Genomic DNA, 17,254 nt, shown 5'->3' on the forward strand with positions numbered 1-17,254 from the left:
TTAGTTATCTGTAATACGATCAAGTTCTCCTTGATCATTCAACTTTGGATATTCTTTAGCTGATTTTTTATACACCGCAGCTAATTCTGGGTAACACCATTCAAAAAGTGTTTTTTGATATTCATCCATATTTAAACCTTCTCCATTAGCGGGCAATATACCTTTGTTTTTTCTTTGGCGAATAGCTTCAAATAATAATATAGAAGCAGCAACTGAAACATTCAGAGATTGAACCATACCTCTCATAGGTATAAAAATTGATTGATCAACCATTGATATAAGTTCATTACTTAGTCCCCATTTTTCTGCTCCTAAAACAAAACATGTATCTTGAGAATAATCAAAATTTCTATAATCTACTGATTCACTATTAAGAGTCGTTCCATATAACATAAAACCCTTATTCTTTAAATCAGATATTGCCGTGATAGTGTTTTCATGATTATTCAGTTTTACCCATTTTTGACTTCCTTGTGCAGTACTATTAAAAGTCTTAACGGCATTAGTTTTGCTAATAAAATTTGCTTCGAAAACTCCTGCCGCATCACATGTCCTTAATATCGCAGATAAATTATGTGGTTTATTGACATCCTCAACTAAAACAGTCAAGTTTTTCATTCTGCAATCTAAAACGCTTTTGATTCGTTCAAATCTTCTTGGCAAAATTGACATTTATAATCTTTTCACACTTTTAAATTATATTCAAAAAATATTGATTACCTATTAAATCTCTTGGTTTATAATATTTTGGTAGTTAGGTTAAATCAATGGCATACATAGAATGGGACTATACAGTAATAACAAGTATGGTAGAAAAACAAGGGTGGGATTTACCTGATCGTGAATCGGAAGAATGGAATAAATTTAACGATGAATTAGGAGAAAAAATGAGAGGTGTTGGACTTATTTTTGAAAAATATTGTAAATTTATTCCTGACGTAGGAGAAGGAGTTCATCTTCTAGATGACTGATCATAAATAGTTTAAAACCATTGATGTATCCCTTAATCAATGGCTTATTAATTAATAAGATAATATAATTTCACTAAATTAGAACTGGCAATTATTAAGGCTTTATAAAGCTTGTACTCTAAAAAAAAATTTTTATTCCACAAAAAAGTTATTTAATTTCTATATTTGAATAAAAATATGAAAAATAAATTAACATTTTTATTCGATGGTGGTTGTCCACTTTGTTTGAGAGAAACAAATTTTCTTAAAAAAAGAGATACCTTAAATCAAATTGCATTTATAGATATTAATAGTAAGGATTATGATCAAAGTCTTTTTAATGACATCTCATATTCAGAAGCTATGTCAAACCTGCATGGGATTATTGAAAATGGTGAAATTATTAGGGGACTAGATGTACTTGCATATTCTTATGAATTAGTTGGTTTAGGTTGGGTTTATTATCCCTTGAAGATTAAGCTCTTATCTCCATTATTGAGATTGGTTTACAGATATTGGGCAAAATATAGACTTCAAATTACAGGTAGATCCGATATTGAAAAACTTTGTACCTCACAATGTGAACAATAAATATGGAAAGTATCGATATAGACAGAATAATAGAAATGTGTTGGGAAGATAGAACACCCTTTGAAGCTATCGAGTATCAATTTGGTTTAAAAGAGGAAGATGCGATAAAAATTATGCGTCAAAATCTTAAATCCAAATCTTTCAAAGTCTGGAGAAAGAGAGTTTCGGGAAGAAATACAAAACATATGGCCCTTAAAGATTCAACTAGATTTAAATCTACTCATAAAAGAAAATTATAAATTTTGAAAAATCTTTCCACTAAAACTTGTCCTGTTTGTAATAGGCCATTTGAGTGGCGTAAAAAATGGAAAAACTGTTGGGATGATGTTATCTACTGTTCAAAAAGATGCAGTAACAGGAAGTCGCAAAGATGAAACAAATATCAATTATTTTCCCCAATCAACTTTTTAGAGAAAGCCCAATCTTAAAAATAAATTGTGAAGTTTTGATTTTAGAAGACTCATTATTTTTTGGAAATGATAAATTTCATAAATTAATTAACCATAAAAATAAGTTAGTTTTTCATAGAGCATCTATGCTCGCTTATAAAAATTATTTAGAAATATCTGGCTTTAAAGTTTTATATATCGAAAACAAGAATAATGTTTCTACAGTTGATCACTTATCGGAACTTATTAAAAATAAATATCAGAAAATAAATCTCATTGACCCTCATGATTTTTTAATAATGAAGAGGATTAATAATTTTGTTGAAAGTAATAATTTAGCTTTAAATATTTTGCCTTCTCCTATGTTTATGAGCAGTGAAGATTTAAAAGATTTATTTGCATCAAATACAAAAAAACCTCTTATGGGGAGATTTTATGAGAATCAAAGAAAGAGCCAAAAGATATTAGTTAATCCTGATGATACACCTGAAGGTGGTAAATGGAGTTTCGATGAAATGAACAGAAAAAAATTGCCAAAAAAAATAAATATACCCGATACACCTAAATTACAAAAAAATAAATTTGTAGTTAATGCAGAAAGGTCATTAGCAAATTTTGATATTGAGTTTATTGGAGAAAGTAACAACTTTTTATATCCAACTAATTTTGAAGAGGCAGATGCATGGTTAAATGATTTTTTTAAACATAGATTTTTCTTATTTGGAGATTATGAGGATGCTATTTCTAAAGAAAATTCTTTTTTATGGCACAGTTTACTTTCTCCTCTTTTAAATAGCGGCTTATTAACCCCAGATGTAGTAGTAAATAAAGCATTACTTTTTGCAAAAAATAATAATGTTCCTATTAACTCTTTAGAGGGCTTTATTCGTCAAATTATTGGATGGAGAGAATTTATTTGCCTTGTCTATAAAAAGTACGGAACAAAGATGCGAAATAGTAATTTTTGGAATTTTGAAGATAAACCAATTCCAAAATCTTTTTATCAAGGAAATACAGGAATTGAACCAGTAGACGTTGTTATAAAAAATATTATTAAATTTGGTTATTGTCATCATATTGAGCGGCTAATGATTGTTGGCAACTTTATGCTTCTATGTAGAATTCACCCCAACCAAGTTTATAAATGGTTTATGGAAATGTTTATTGATTCCTATGATTGGGTTATGGTCCCAAATGTTTACGGAATGAGTCAGTTTAGTGATGGAGGTATCTTTTCAACAAAGCCATATATATCAAGCTCTAATTATGTAAAGAAAATGTCTAATTTCAAAAGTGGCCCATGGTGTGAAATATGGGATGGCTTATTTTGGAAATTTATTAATGATAATGAAAGCTTTTTTAGAAAGCAATATCGTCTGGCAATGTTAACGAGAAATCTCGATAAAATGTCAGAGGAAAAATTAAATAATCACTTAAAAACGGCCGATAAATTTTTAAGAGATATTCAATAAATTAAGAGTAATAACCTACAGTTTTCTTTGAAAAATTAAAAGAATATTATGTTATGAAGAAATATTAAGTACGCATGTTAGCTTAAATAAAATTAGATTTATCTAATGGAAATTGGAACACTTTTTTTAAAAAGTAATTCGACGGGAATCATCACTTTTTCTGAATTAGATTGGATAACTACCCATCAATCTAATTTCACTAGGCTGGAGGAATCCATAGCAATTAAATTAGGCAGAATGCTTGATGCAGGATCTAACAATATTGGTTGCCGTTTGAAATCCTGAATAAGTTTTTATTTTAATAATGAAGTATCAAAAAGAGAAAAAAATATTTTTTCGAGAAAGAATTCATTCTTTAAATATCTTTCTTTTTTTAGGATTTAATCTTTCACTTATTTCTATCTTAGGTTTTATTTGGTTTAATTCTGCAATTGAAAAAGTAGTTTAAATTTTTGAATTTTTTGTATATTAAAGTTATATTTAAAAAATTAATTATATTTTGAGCATAGGATATTTACAAAGAAAGGCAGCTTGGGAAATTTTATTAAAAGTTAGTTCTGGTGATTTTTCTGATCATGCTCTTGAAAAGGTTTTAAAAAATTATCAATTTAATCCTCTTGATATAGCTTTTATTACGGAATTATCTTTTGGATGCATAAGGTATAGAAAATTTCTTGATCTTTGGACGGATCATACATCAAAAATTACTCATAAAAAGCAGCCTCCAAAGTTAAGATGGCTTCTACATATTGGTTTGTATCAACTATTGAAAATGGATAAAATTCCATTTCCTGCTGCTATTTCTACCACTGTAGAAGTAGCTAAAAAAACAGATTTAAATGGTTTAGCGGGAACTGTTAATGCGATATTGAGAAATGCATCAAGAAAATTAGAACAAAAAATCTTTCCGGAATTATCTTCTGATAGAAAAGAAAGAATTTCATATCTTGAATCATTTCCATTATGGCTTGTGAAGGATCTTTATAAATGGGTCGGCAATAGCGAGGGTGAAAATATCATTAAGGCATTTAATAAAAAACCATCAATTGATTTGAGAATTAACCAATTAAAAACTAATTTAGATAACTTTTTAAAAGTACTTCATGAAAATAATATTGATGCTGAAATTATTAATGATTTACATAATGGAATTACTTTAAAATCTAATCCAAGATCTATAAAAAATTTACCAGGGTATAGTGATGGACTTTGGACAATTCAAGATAGATCTTCTCAGTGGATAGCACCTCTTTTAAATCCCAAAGAAGGAGAAAAGATTTTAGATGCTTGTGCAGCTCCAGGAAGTAAGTCTACCCACCTTGCAGAATTAACAAATGATAGTGCTGAAATCATTGCCGTAGATAGATCAGCAAAAAGATTGAAAATACTGCAATCAAATTTAGAAAGGTTAAATTTGAAATCTGTTAATACCCTTAAGGCTGATGCTACGAGTTTGATTGAATTAAATCCTAAGTTTATATCTTATTTTGATAAGATTTTATTAGATGCTCCATGTTCAGGCATTGGAACCCTTTCCAGGAATCCAGATTCTAGATGGTCTTTAAGTAAAGAAAAAATAAAATCTTTAACTTTATTACAGGAAAAACTTTTGGAGAGTATTTTCCCTCTTTTGAAAAAAGATGGCACTTTAGTTTATTCAACTTGTACTATTTGTCCCGATGAAAATAATCTATTAATTGAAAGATTTATTGAAAAAAACAAAACTTTAAAATTGGTTAGCCAAAAGCAAATTTTACCTAGCTTGGATTATCCTGGTGATGGATTTTATTCTGCAATAATTTCTTATAAATCTTAAAAATATAATTTATTTTTTAATTGGAATTTTATAAATTTCAGATATGAACTTCTTCCATAAATAAGCTGCGTTCCCACTAGATAATTCAGATTCCTTATTATCGTCGTAACCTATCCAGATCCCTGTTGTAAGGTTATCAATGGAACCAATAAACCAGAGATCTTTATTTCCATCAGATGTTCCTGTTTTCCCAAAAATTTTCTTTCCTTTTATAGAGGCTGCTTTTGAAGTGCCTTCTTTTACAGATTTTTCAAGAAGTTTATTTATTTTCTTGTTTATATTTAAATCTAATATTTTCTTGGAAATAGATTTATTTTCCCAAATGGGTTGTTTTTTAAATGATTCTATTTTTTCTATGATTTCAGGGCTTTGAATCTTCCCATTATTGTTTATTGCAGAATATGCATTTGTGATGTTTAAAAGATTATCTCCATAGGCGCCAATAGCTAATGATGGGAATTCCTCAAACTCTTGCTCGTAACCTAGTCCAAATGAATGCGCTAAATTAATAATATTTTTTAAGCCGATTTTTTTTGTTATTGATATTGGAACGATATTTGATGAACTTTTAAATGATTCAATCAAAGATATTGAACCTCTATAGTCTTCTGAAAAATTTTTTGGGCAATAACTTTCCCAGCATATTGGTAAGTCTTCAAATTTATCGCTTAATTTTATTCCTTCTATTAATGCAGCAGCATAAGGGATTATTTTAAAAGTAGAACCTAAAGGTCTTACAGATGAAATCACTCTATTGTATTCATTAATTGATGGATTTTTGCTGGTTATCATTGTCCTGATTAGTCCTGTGTTTGATTCGATAGATAACAGAACAAATTCAAGTTCTTTAGGCCCTGAATATCTTGATATTTTTTGACCCTTTTCTTGCCAATCTTTGTTGATAGAAGATTTAATTCTTAAAAACTTATAATCATTTTTACTTCCAATTTTTTTATCTGTTTCCTGAAGAATAAAATTTATTAGTAATTTATCATCTAAAAAATTATCAGCTGTTTGATAATTTAACTTTATTTTTTCTTTAATAGACTTATTCTTATTTGCAAGGGAAATATATCCATCAACATACATTGATTCAAGAACTTTATTTCTATTTTTAGTAGCTAGTTCTAAATTTTGATAAGGTGAATAAATTGATGGAGCTGGAGCTAATCCTGCAATTAATGCGATCTCTGATAATGTCAATTCTTCTATAAATTTTCCAAAATAAACTTGTGCAGCTTCGTCTACCCCGTATGCTCCTGATCCTAGATAAATATTATTTAAATATAATTTTAAAATTTGATTTTTGTTATATCTAAATTCAAGTATGAGTGATATAAATATTTCCTTGATTTTTCTTTGAAAACTTAAATCATTATTTAGAAAAAGTAATCTAGCAACTTGTTGTGTAATTGTACTTCCTCCCTCTTTAACATAACCACTTCTAATATTTTGAATAAGGGCACGTGAAATACTTTTTAAATCTATTCCATTATGTTTATAAAATCTTTTATCCTCAGAAGATATAAAAGAATGTTTAAGCAAAAATGGAATTTTATGATAACTATTATCTATTTCAAATTTGCGGCTTAATTTGCTTAATATCTTATTATCAGAAGAGAATATTACGTAAGAATATTTGCTTTCCCGAGACTTTTTATTTTTAGAAACGTCAAATTTTAAGGTACTAAATATTAGACTAAAAAAATAAAAAGATATTCCAGAAAAAATTAATATTGGAATTATTAAAACAAAAGATTTGAATTTAATCTTTTGCACCTTAAGCAACTAAAAAACTATGTCCTATCGCTAAAGCTGTAACTAACATTCCAGTAATAAGGAACGGTTGAGCACTTGCTTGATATTTGACATCAAACTTTAGAGGATCTCTTAGTAACCACATATCTTGAAATGTAATTTGTGGAATTACCAATAAAACCAAAATTACAGATGCTAAATGTTGCCCAATAATGACTAATACTACAACCATTGCTAATTGAAAAATATCAATCAGTCCTGCACTTATTCTACTTGCATTTTTAATTCCAAATACTACTGGAAGAGAATTCAAGCCTAGCTTTGAGTCTCCTTCAACACTTTTGAAATCATTAATAACAGCAATTCCAAGTCCTGAGAGGCTATAAGCAAGTGTTAGTATCGCAGTCACGATTGTTAATTTCCCAAACAAGGCTTGTCCTGCCCACCAAGGTAAAGCTATATAAGATGCTCCTAATGCATAATTTCCAAGCCAACCATTCTGTTTTAATTTGAGTGGTGGAGCAGAATATATATAACTAACAAAGGAACCTCCTAATGCCAAAAGTAAGACGGAGGGGAAGCTGTGCTTAGCATATAAATCTAATAGAAAAGCAACTATTAAACCCGCTATAAGTAATACCCAGATTTGTATTTTTACATCTTTAATTGAAATTTTCCCAGAAGGAATTGGTCTATTTGGTTCATTAATTGCATCAATTTCTTTATCAAAAAAATCATTTATGGTTTGGGTATAACCAGCCAGAAGCGGTCCACTCATCAACATACATGCTAATGAAGCTAGAACATTACTAAATGTCCATTCAAAATTCCCACTTGCAGCTGCGCCACAAATTACTCCCCATATCAAAGGGATCCACGTTATGGGTTTCATTAACTGTATACGGAGTTTCCATATACTTGATGTTTCAGAGGCGCCCTTAATTCCTAATAGTTGTTTTGGATCATTCACTTTACTCTTTAACCTTTCTCAATTTCTTCTGGGAAAAACCAATTTTGCTCACCATTCTGAAATTTTGCTGTGATTCCAATACTTCTGCCGTCTGTCATTTTATAGCCTGTTATTACGGCTTTAGGACTCGATGATATTTGATCGATTAATTTAGCTGGTAGTCTATCTTTTACTTTGTTAATGTTAATTTTGATTTTACTACCTATTTTGGGTAATAATTTTGTTTCAGCCATAAGAGGTAAAATGGAAGCTATTATGCAAGATTAACAGCATTTGGACAATTTTTACTAAAATGGTAGCTCTTCGTTTAATTCCTTGTTTAGATGTCGCCCATGGCAGAGTGGTTAAAGGTGTAAATTTTGTTAACTTGAGAGACTCAGGCGATCCTGTTGAATTGGCTTGTAGGTATTCTGATGAGGGTGCAGATGAATTAGTATTCTTAGATATTAGAGCTAGTGTAGAAAATAGAAATACATTAGTTGACCTTGTCTCTAGGACCGCAAAATCAGTAAAAATACCATTTACAGTGGGTGGAGGAATAGATTCTGTTTCTTCAATTAATGATCTTTTAAGAGCTGGAGCGGACAAAGTGAGCTTGAATTCCTCAGCTGTAAGAAATCCTGATTTAATTTCTGAAAGTTCTAAAAAATTTGGTACTCAATGCATCGTTATAGCAATTGATGCTCGAAGAAAAGTTAATAAGGTCGGTGAGTGGGAGGTATATGTAAAAGGAGGGAGAGAAAATACTGGTATAGATGTATTAAGTTGGGCAAAGAAAGTTGAGGAATTAGGCGCGGGGGAAATATTGCTTACTTCAATGGATGGTGATGGAACACAGAATGGATATGATTTGGATTTGACAGAATCTGTTGCAAATATTGTTGATATCCCAGTAATTGCTTCCGGAGGGGCAGGCTCTCTAGAAGATATCTATGATGTTTTCAAAGAAAGCAGAGCATCAGCAGCACTTTTAGCATCATTACTTCATGATAAGAAACTTACTTTAAAAGAAATAAAAACTTTCCTCCTCGAAAAAAAACTTCCAATTAGGCCATATGAATAAAAAAACTAATTTAATCCCAAAAAGAAATAAGTTTAAAATTTAAAAATGAAATTCACAAAAACTATCGAAGTCAAAAATATATTTAATAAAATTTCTTATAAATATGACTTTTTAAATAATCTATTAAGTTTTGGGCTGCACAGATTGTGGAAAAGGAAATTAGTTAATTTATTGGAACCTTTAAATGGTGAAGATTGGGCTGATTTATGTTGTGGAACTGGTGATTTAGCATTCTTAATTTCTGAGAGAGTTAGTCCAAGTGGTTCAATTACTGGGATTGACAGTGCAGAGGATATTTTAAATATTGCAAAGAAAAAATCAGAGCTTAAAAAAAATAAATTTATTAAGTGGGAAATTAAAGATGTATTAGAAATTAATGATTATTCAAAAAATTATGATGGGATTTGCATGTCATATGGACTAAGAAACTTGAATAATGTTGAAGAAGGAATAAAAAAAGTTTTTTATCTTTTGAGGGATAAGGGAAGGGCGGGATTTTTGGATTTTAATCACTCAACAAGAAATTCTTTATCCAATATTTTTCAGAAAATTTATTTGAGATCAATTGTAGTAACTATTTCGCGGCTTTTTAATTTAGGTCCAGAGTACGCATATATTGAAAAAAGTATTAGTAATTTTCCAAAGAAAAATGAGCTTATAAATATTGCTAAGGAAGTTGGATTTAAAAAAGCTGAATATAGGACTATTTTGGGGGGACAAATGGGAATACTAATTTTAACTAAATAAAGAATTTAGTTTTTTGTTTTTCTAAAACAAAAAGAACACTTTCCCCATCTTTTGATTTCGCCCTCAGGAGTAGGGGAATTACAGAGAGTACAAATGCACATATTATTTTGATGGATTCTGCTTGGATGCTTTGCCCAAACTATCTTTGCATTAGTAGCTTTGATATTTTTATTTTTAATTTCATAATTTTGTATTATTTTTATTTCATTCAAAGTTATTCCAATTTTCTCGATTCTTTCTTTTAATTTATGCTTGTTATAGATTAAAGCTTGGCGCCACTGTGGATGATTTACTGCAATAGTAAGTATTTTTTTTTCAATATTTAATGGTTTGCATTCTTGAAATAGTTCCAAGCCTATTAAGTTCTTCCATTTTTCGTTAATTTCAGAAAGTTTATCTAATTCTCCACAGGATTTTTTGAAATTATCCAGACAATTTTTTAATGGATGTGGATTCCTTCTATTCACTATTGGCAAATACTTTTTGTCCAATTTGTAAAATTTACTTATTAAGACTAAAGTTAATCTAATCTTCAAAAAGATGCTCGTTGTTTTAATAAAGAATTTGTGAAAGTTATTGGATCTGCCGCTAAGACAGTTTTTTATTTAAAAAAAATTCAGGGTCAATATCCAACCTGGAGACTTCATTACAAAATAAAATGTAAAAGTACCGAAAATGAGCTAACAAAATTGCTTGAATATTCTGAAATAAAGAAAAACCAGCCAGTAGCGATAATCGCAAGAGAACAGTTCTCAGGGGTTGGCCAAAATTCAAAAACTTGGTTTTCTCCAAAAGGCGGGATTTGGTTAAGTGCAGCTTACCCAATATTTTCAAAAGAATTCGCAAGTCAAATATTTAATTTGTCTCTAGGTATTAAGTTATGTGAAATGCTTAGACAAGAGAATATAAATGTTTGTTTGAAATGGCCAAATGATATTTTTTTTGGTTCAAAAAAGTTGATTGGATTTTTACCAAGAGTGATAACAAGAGGCAAAAAAATTATCTATGTAAGAATAGGACTTGGAATGAATGTTTTAAATTACACCCCATCAGAAGGTATTTCATTATCAAAAGTACTTCAAACTAAGAATATTAATCAACATTATTGGACAGCTAAAGTTCTTAAAGCTTTTTATGATTCAATTGAATGTAATAAGAAAAAAGAATATGTGATTAAATCTGCAAATAAGTTTCTTACTAAAAGTTTTTTACCAAGTGGTTATTGTCCTGATTCATGGGAAATTAAAGATATTGATTCGAATGGGAATTTAAGAATTGAAAATGAAAGTCAACTGAAAGTAATTAGAAGGTTTTGAATTTAATTAACTTTTAATTCAACTATTCTTCCATCCTTAAATTTGGCTATTTTTTTTGCGCGGTTTGCAACTTCATCTTCATGCGTAACTAAAACTATAGTTATTCCAGATTCATGCAGTTTGTCAAAAAGATCTAATACATCTTCAGTGGTTTTTGAATCAAGTGCTCCAGTAGGTTCGTCTGCTAACAAAATTGCGGGGTTATTGATAATAGCCCTAGCAATGGCAACTCGTTGTTGTTGACCTCCGGATAATTGGTTTGGGCGATTATTCATTCTTTCTGAAAGGCCAACTTTTCTTAGGGCATTCTTCCCTCGCAATAATCTTTTCTCAGGCTCAATACCAGCATAAATCATGGGCAAAATTACGTTTTCAAGTGCAGTTGCGTCTGAAAGAAGATGAAATTGTTGAAAAACGAAGCCTAATTTTTGGTTACGTATTTCGGCTAGCTCATCATCAGATAAATTCTCAACAGGGATACCATTTAACTTATAAACACCTTTAGATGGTCTATCTAGACATCCAATAATATTCATAGCTGTACTTTTGCCTGAGCCACTAGCTCCCATTACAGCCAAATAATCACCTTTATAAATTTCTAAATTTATGCTGTCTAAGGCTTTAACAGTTAGATCATCTTTCCCATATGTTTTAGATATTTTTTCTAAACTTGCGACTTTCTTGGACATTTATTGAAAAATTCTTCTAGGAAATATTGTTTGCTGCAGCAATAACATCTTGTAAGAAAGGAGTTTCCGAAACTGCTGTGTTAGCTAATTTAAAAAGAGGATTAGAGAGGATTCCTCCAAGAGCAGTTACCGCAACGCAAGTATAAAGTGCAATTCTTAAGGGAGGCAATCCTACAATTCCCCAATTAATTTCAGGATATGTTTTGACTATTTCAGAAGCTTCTTGTGGTTCTTTAACCACCATCATTTTGATTACTGAAATGTAGTAATAAATGGATATAACTGAAGTTACTAATCCAACGATTACTAATAGATACTGATGATTCGCCCAACCTGCAAAGAACAGATATATCTTGCCAAAAAATCCTAACATTGGAGGTAAACCTCCAAGTGATAGAAGACAAAGGCTTAAGCCTAATGTAATGAGAGGGTCTTTTTGGTAAAGTCCTGAGTAATCAAGAATCCTGTCAGAACCAGTTCTTAATGAGAAAAGTATTACACATGAAAATGCACCTAAATTCATAAACAAATATGCGGCTAAATACAACACAGCAGCTGATAAGCCATCTTGTGTACCAGATACTATTCCAATCATTACAAATCCAGCTTGTCCAATAGAACTGTAAGCTAGCATCCTTTTCATTGAGGTTTGAGCTAGAGCTACAACATTTCCTAGAGCCATGCTCAAGATGGCCAAAATAGTAAATAAAAGTTTCCATTCCTCATCGAAAGAAGAGAAAGTAGTGCTTAATATTCTTATTGCGAATGCGAAACCTGCTGTTTTCGAACCAACAGATAAAAAAGCAACTACAGGTGTAGGAGATCCCTCATATACATCAGGAGTCCATTGATGAAAAGGAACAGCAGCTATTTTAAATGCAACAGTTGATAAAACAAATACCAGAGCTAGAGAGGTGATGAATGAAGGCTTATTGATAATCTCTAAACCAATTGTTGTTAAGTTTGTTGAACCACTTAATCCATAAAGAAAAGAGGAGCCATACAAATAGACTGCAGCAGCAGCTGAACCAACAAGCAAGTATTTTAAAGCTGCTTCTGAACTTCTTGGATCTCTTTTGAGATAACCAGAAAGTAAATAGCTCGCTACCGAAAGAGTCTCAAGAGATATAAATACACTAATAAGGTCAGTAGATCCACACAGAAGCATTGCCCCAAGAGTTGCCGAAAGAACTATCGCTGCGAACTCCCCAATAGGACTTCCACTTTGCTCTGTATAACGCCAGCTTATGAGTAAAGAAACTAAAGTTGATAAAGCTATTATCGCTCTAAATGCTATTGCTAAATTATCTGAATTAAAGGATCCAAGGAATGCGCTTTCTACCGGATTGCTCCATTGCAAGGCTAAGCTAAGAAGAGAGCTACCAATTGATAAATAGCAAATTATTGGCGCCCATTTTGATGCTGTTTTTTCTCCTGCTAAATCTACAAGAAGTGTTCCAACAATACCTAGTAAAATAAAAGCCTCTGGAATAATGGCTTGAGCATTTAAATTAATTGTAAAGATTTCGTTGGGCACTTTATTAAATTGGATTAAATTAGATGTTTGATTGTAAGGGTCTAAGAGTTAATCTTAACTTGATTATAATTTGTGGGTATGATTTTTGAAATTTTCAGAAGAAATTACTTGAAAAAGCTTCAAATAATCATAATATGCCCTAACTGAACAAAAACACCAATTTTTGAAATAAACCTTGGATCACACACTCGTTATTGTTGAAAGTCCCACCAAAGCAAAAACTATAAGAAAGTTTTTGCCTTCTAACTATGAAGTTCTCGCTTCAATGGGACACGTAAGAGATCTTCCTAAAGGAGCTGCTGAAATACCTGCTGCGGTTAAAAAGGAAAAATGGTCAAGGATAGGAGTTAATACAACAGAAGATTTTGAACCACTTTATATAGTTCCAAAAGATAAGAAAAAGGTTGTTAAAGAGTTGAAAGATGCATTGAAAGGTGCGACCCAGCTATTACTTGCAACTGATGAAGATAGAGAGGGAGAGAGTATTAGTTGGCATCTCATGCAAATACTTAAGCCTAAAATACCAACTAAGAGAATGGTTTTTCATGAAATTACAAAAAAGGCAATTAATAAAGCTTTAGATCAAACAAGAGAAATTGATATGGAACTTGTTCAGGCTCAAGAAACAAGAAGAATCTTGGACAGGCTTTTTGGATATGAATTATCTCCTTTACTTTGGAAGAAGGTAGCCCCCCGACTATCTGCTGGTCGTGTTCAATCAGTTTCTGTAAGACTTCTCGTCAGGAGAGAGAGAGAAAGAAGATCCTTTAAAAAAGCTAGTTACTGGGGGATTAAAGCTTCCGTAGTAAAAGATAATATTACTTTCGAAACTAAATTATTCAGTTTAAACGGTCAAAGAATTTCTAACGGTTCCGATTTCGACGAACAAACTGGTAAATTAAAACAAGGAAACAAATCTTTAATAATTGGAGAAGAAAAAGTAAATGATTTATTGAAGACTTTTTCCTCAAAGGATTGGTTAGTCTCAAAAATTGAAAAAAAACCATCCACTCGTAAGCCAGTTCCCCCATTTACAACTAGTACATTGCAACAAGAAGCAAATAGGAAGCTTCGTTTGTCTGCAAGAGAAACTATGAGATGTGCACAAGGCCTATATGAGAGAGGTTTCATAACATATATGAGAACTGATTCAGTTCATCTTTCCGAACAAGCTACAAGAGCTGCTAGAGAATGTGTCAGTTCTAGGTATGGAAAAGAATATTTATCTAACTCACCAAGACAATTTAATTCAACTGCAAGAAATGCTCAAGAAGCACACGAAGCTATTAGGCCGGCAGGTGAGATATTTAAAACACCAAAGGAAACTAATCTAACTGGTAGAGACTTATCACTTTACGATTTAATTTGGAAAAGAACTGTAGCTAGTCAAATGGCGGAAGCTAGGCTAACAATGATTAATGCTGAAATTAGCGTGGGGGATGGATTATTTAAATCGAGCGGGAAAAGTATTGATTTCGCAGGATTCTTCAGAGCTTATGTCGAGGGAAGTGATGACCCAAGTTCATCCCTCGAACAACAAGAAATTATTCTCCCAAACTTAACAACTGGAACATGTCTTGAAGTTACTAATAAGGAATCTACTTTTCATGAAACTAAACCTCCTGCAAGATATACAGAGGCTGCATTAGTTAAAGTTCTTGAAAAAGAAGGTATTGGAAGACCTTCTACCTATGCCAGCATTATTGGGACCATAGTGGATAGAGGTTATGCGAATATATCTTCCAATACTTTGGCCCCAACATTTACAGCTTTTGCAGTTACTGCCCTATTAGAAGAACATTTTCCTGATCTGGTAGATACTACTTTTACTGCAAAAATGGAATCTTCATTGGATGAAATATCTTCAGGCAATCTTGAGTGGCTACCATACCTCGAAACTTTCTATAAAGGTAAAAATGGTTTGGAGGTAAAAGTTCAGAAAACAGAGGGTGATATAGATGGTAAAGCTTATAGACAAGTTGATTTCGAAGATCTTCCTTGCGTAGTTAGAATAGGCTCTAACGGACCTTGGCTAGAGGGTACAAAAATTGATGAATCTGGTAACGAGATTCAGGCTAAAGGTAATCTTCCAATGGATATTACTCCTGGAGATTTAGACATAAAGCAAGTTGATCAAATTTTAAGTGGCCCATCAGATCTTGGAACTGATCCAAAAACTGGGGAAAAAGTCTTTTTAAGATTTGGCCCTTATGGACCTTACGTACAATTGGGAAATAATGATCAAGATAAAGCTAAACCAAGAAGAGCTTCATTACCCAAAGAGTTGAAAACTGATGATCTAACTCTAGATGAGGCTCTTGTACTTTTAAGTTTGCCTAGATTGCTAGGAGTTCATCCTGAAGGAGGTGTTGTTGAGGCCGATAGAGGAAGATTTGGCCCTTACATTAAATGGATTAAAAATGAAAATGATTCTGAAAACAGATCCTTAAAGAAAGAGGATGATGTTTTTACAGTTGATATAGAACGAGCATTAGAAATTCTTGCGATGCCAAAAATAGGGAGAGGTGGTCAAGAGGTACTTAAAGACTTTGGAAAACCGAAAGAATTCAAAGAAAAAATTCAAATATTAAATGGAAGATATGGCGTCTATTTAAAATGTGGCAAAACTAATGTTTCGATTGCCAAAGATACTGACATAGAAAAAATTACCATAGATGACGCAGTATCTCTGTTAGAAGAAAAACTAAAAGATAAAAAAGGCTCTATTTTAAAAAAAACAAAGATTAGTAATAAAAAAACTACAAGGAAAAAGAAAAGTTAGAAAAAATATGATTTTTAAAAAAAAAGAATTTTTTTTATTAATTTTTTTAATTTTTTTGCAATCATGCTCTGGAGGGAGGATTGGAAATTTTCTTGAAAGTAGTTTTAATGATTTAGAAAAAACAAACAAAAATGAAGATTTACAAAATAATTTATTAAATAAAAAAGAAATAAATTTACAAAAAGAAAACAAAAAGTTTGATGATAAAAAAAATAAAAAAATTCAAAAAGTAGAAAATCTAAAAAATCTTCCAGAAAATAAAAACGATATAGATTTAGAAAAAGAAAACAAAAAATTTGATGATAAAAAAAATAAAAAAATTAAGAATCTTTTAAAAAAAAGAAAAATTGATCTTCAATCTTACAAAATCTTATTAATTTTAAAAGATGTAGATCCAAAAGATCCCACGGAAGAGCTAAGTTCCATATTAAGTAATTCTGAGGTAAATTTTGAAATAGAAAAGATTGAACGGATCTTAGATTCAAAAAATAAAAGTATGAATAAAAATTAATTAATAATATTTAAAAAAAATGAAAATAACAACAAAAAATGAAGCATTAAATATTGTCGAGACCTCTTATTTAGCATCTCTTTCGTCTTTATTATGGGTTGCATTATATTATTTGCCAATTGGGGGAGCTTTATTAAGGTTGATTTTACCCCTCCCAATGATCTTGTTGCACTTGAGAAGAGGAACTAAAATTGCATTGGAAGGACTTTTAATACAATTTCTACTTTTATTCATAATTATGGGTCCTGTTAGAGGAACTTTATTTTTATTTCCTTATGGGATCTTGGCTTTCTGGTTAGGTTGGTGTTGGTTTAAAGAAAAGAGTTGGAACCTTAGTTTAACTGTGGGAGTTGTTATTGGAACCCTTGGCTTTTTATTAAGAGTAATAGCATTATCTACGTTGGTTGGAGATAATCTTTGGGTGTTAATTACTAGAGCGAGTTATGGTCTAATAGAAAAGTTCCTTGGATTATTTAATTTACCTATATATCCCTCAATTTTGAGTATACAATTAGGTGCAATTTTATTAATAATTTTTCAAGAAATAGTTTATGTCTTAACGGTACATGTAGTTGCCTATTCTCTGTTTCCTAGATTTAAATTATCCATCCCAGATCCTCCAAAATTATTGGATAGCTTAGTTAATTTTAATAATTAAAAAAA

20 protein-coding genes are annotated in these 17,254 nt (G+C 31.0%); 13 read left to right on the forward strand and 7 right to left on the reverse strand.

The window, feature by feature from the left end:
- Positions 1-672, reverse strand: coding sequence for a tRNA (guanosine(18)-2'-O)-methyltransferase TrmH (gene trmH / locus EW14_RS02230; RefSeq protein ID WP_042849885.1), 672 nt, complete (start codon positions 670-672; stop codon positions 1-3).
- A 95-nt stretch (positions 673-767) separates the two neighbouring features.
- Here trmH and EW14_RS02235 point away from each other — a divergent pair, with 95 nt between their 5' ends.
- From EW14_RS02235 to EW14_RS02260, 7 genes are all read left to right on the forward strand, one after another.
- Complete coding sequence (locus tag EW14_RS02235; protein ID WP_025906375.1) at positions 768-971, forward strand: hypothetical protein; 204 nt, start codon at positions 768-770, stop codon at positions 969-971.
- Positions 972-1,148: 177 nt separating this feature from the next.
- Positions 1,149-1,541: a thiol-disulfide oxidoreductase DCC family protein gene (locus EW14_RS02240; protein WP_042849887.1), complete on the forward strand. Its 393-nt coding sequence runs from the start codon at positions 1,149-1,151 to the stop codon at positions 1,539-1,541.
- Positions 1,542-1,543: 2 nt separating this feature from the next.
- Positions 1,544-1,780, forward strand: a complete 237-nt coding sequence (locus EW14_RS02245) for a TIGR03643 family protein (RefSeq protein WP_042849888.1) — start codon at positions 1,544-1,546, stop codon at positions 1,778-1,780.
- 3 nt (positions 1,781-1,783) lie between these two features.
- A complete protein-coding gene (locus EW14_RS09810; protein ID WP_071813202.1) occupies positions 1,784-1,915 on the forward strand; it encodes a DUF2256 domain-containing protein in 132 nt (43 codons plus the stop codon).
- Complete coding sequence (locus EW14_RS02250) at positions 1,912-3,402, forward strand: cryptochrome/photolyase family protein (RefSeq protein ID WP_042849890.1); 1,491 nt, start codon at positions 1,912-1,914, stop codon at positions 3,400-3,402. Before EW14_RS09810 ends, EW14_RS02250 begins: the two co-directional genes overlap by 4 nt.
- A gap of 105 nt (positions 3,403-3,507) precedes the next feature.
- Positions 3,508-3,687: a hypothetical protein gene (locus tag EW14_RS02255; protein ID WP_042849891.1), complete on the forward strand. Its 180-nt coding sequence runs from the start codon at positions 3,508-3,510 to the stop codon at positions 3,685-3,687.
- Between the two features lie 214 nt (positions 3,688-3,901).
- Positions 3,902-5,218, forward strand: coding sequence for a 16S rRNA (cytosine(967)-C(5))-methyltransferase (locus EW14_RS02260; protein WP_042849892.1), 1,317 nt, complete (start codon positions 3,902-3,904; stop codon positions 5,216-5,218).
- A gap of 9 nt (positions 5,219-5,227) precedes the next feature.
- On the opposite strand, the gene EW14_RS02265 is transcribed toward EW14_RS02260, so the two are convergent.
- Genes EW14_RS02265 through EW14_RS02275 form a run of 3 tightly spaced genes read right to left on the reverse strand, consistent with a single transcriptional unit; the run spans position 5,228 to position 8,179 of the window.
- Positions 5,228-6,997, reverse strand: a complete 1,770-nt coding sequence (locus EW14_RS02265; RefSeq protein ID WP_042849893.1) for a transglycosylase domain-containing protein — start codon at positions 6,995-6,997, stop codon at positions 5,228-5,230.
- A 1-nt stretch (position 6,998) separates the two neighbouring features.
- Positions 6,999-7,946 carry a chlorophyll synthase ChlG gene (gene chlG / locus EW14_RS02270; RefSeq protein WP_011817939.1) on the reverse strand — a complete coding sequence of 316 codons (948 nt, stop codon included), beginning with the start codon at positions 7,944-7,946 and terminating at the stop codon, positions 6,999-7,001.
- An 8-nt stretch (positions 7,947-7,954) separates the two neighbouring features.
- Positions 7,955-8,179, reverse strand: a complete 225-nt coding sequence (locus EW14_RS02275) for a DUF2862 domain-containing protein (protein ID WP_011817940.1) — start codon at positions 8,177-8,179, stop codon at positions 7,955-7,957.
- A gap of 59 nt (positions 8,180-8,238) precedes the next feature.
- On the opposite strand from EW14_RS02275, the gene hisF reads away from it, so the two are divergent.
- Both hisF and ubiE read left to right on the forward strand, forming a co-directional pair.
- On the forward strand, positions 8,239-9,009 hold the full coding sequence (hisF, locus tag EW14_RS02280; RefSeq protein WP_042849894.1) for an imidazole glycerol phosphate synthase subunit HisF: 771 nt from the start codon (positions 8,239-8,241) through the stop codon (positions 9,007-9,009).
- Positions 9,010-9,054: 45 nt separating this feature from the next.
- Positions 9,055-9,756 (forward strand): bifunctional demethylmenaquinone methyltransferase/2-methoxy-6-polyprenyl-1,4-benzoquinol methylase UbiE, encoded by a 702-nt coding sequence (gene ubiE / locus EW14_RS02285; RefSeq protein ID WP_042849895.1) that lies wholly within the window; start codon positions 9,055-9,057, stop codon positions 9,754-9,756.
- Positions 9,757-9,761: 5 nt separating this feature from the next.
- Here ubiE and EW14_RS02290 read toward each other — a convergent pair whose 3' ends face one another.
- Entirely contained in the window at positions 9,762-10,247 is a 486-nt protein-coding gene (locus EW14_RS02290) for a DUF721 domain-containing protein (protein ID WP_225866638.1), read from the reverse strand.
- 75 nt (positions 10,248-10,322) lie between these two features.
- On the opposite strand from EW14_RS02290, the gene EW14_RS02295 reads away from it, so the two are divergent.
- A complete protein-coding gene (locus tag EW14_RS02295) occupies positions 10,323-11,072 on the forward strand; it encodes a biotin--[acetyl-CoA-carboxylase] ligase (RefSeq protein ID WP_042849896.1) in 750 nt (249 codons plus the stop codon).
- A 2-nt stretch (positions 11,073-11,074) separates the two neighbouring features.
- On the opposite strand, the gene EW14_RS02300 is transcribed toward EW14_RS02295, so the two are convergent.
- Together EW14_RS02300 and EW14_RS02305 are read right to left on the reverse strand one after the other, a co-directional pair.
- Entirely contained in the window at positions 11,075-11,761 is a 687-nt protein-coding gene (locus EW14_RS02300) for an ABC transporter ATP-binding protein (RefSeq protein WP_042849898.1), read from the reverse strand.
- A gap of 16 nt (positions 11,762-11,777) precedes the next feature.
- Positions 11,778-13,298, reverse strand: a complete 1,521-nt coding sequence (locus EW14_RS02305; RefSeq protein ID WP_042849899.1) for an NAD(P)H-quinone oxidoreductase subunit N — start codon at positions 13,296-13,298, stop codon at positions 11,778-11,780.
- 175 nt (positions 13,299-13,473) lie between these two features.
- Between EW14_RS02305 and topA the strand changes: the two genes are divergently transcribed.
- The 3 genes from topA to EW14_RS02320 are packed head-to-tail and all read left to right on the forward strand — an operon-like array spanning position 13,474 to position 17,249.
- Positions 13,474-16,080: a type I DNA topoisomerase gene (gene topA / locus EW14_RS02310; RefSeq protein WP_042849901.1), complete on the forward strand. Its 2,607-nt coding sequence runs from the start codon at positions 13,474-13,476 to the stop codon at positions 16,078-16,080.
- Positions 16,081-16,087: 7 nt separating this feature from the next.
- On the forward strand, positions 16,088-16,591 hold the full coding sequence (locus EW14_RS02315; RefSeq protein ID WP_042849902.1) for a hypothetical protein: 504 nt from the start codon (positions 16,088-16,090) through the stop codon (positions 16,589-16,591).
- 19 nt (positions 16,592-16,610) lie between these two features.
- Complete coding sequence (locus EW14_RS02320) at positions 16,611-17,249, forward strand: DUF2232 domain-containing protein (protein WP_042849903.1); 639 nt, start codon at positions 16,611-16,613, stop codon at positions 17,247-17,249.
- Positions 17,250-17,254: the final 5 nt, after the last annotated feature.

This window comes from Prochlorococcus sp. MIT 0604, from assembly GCF_000757845.1.
Classification (GTDB): Bacteria; Cyanobacteriota; Cyanobacteriia; order PCC-6307; family Cyanobiaceae; genus Prochlorococcus_A.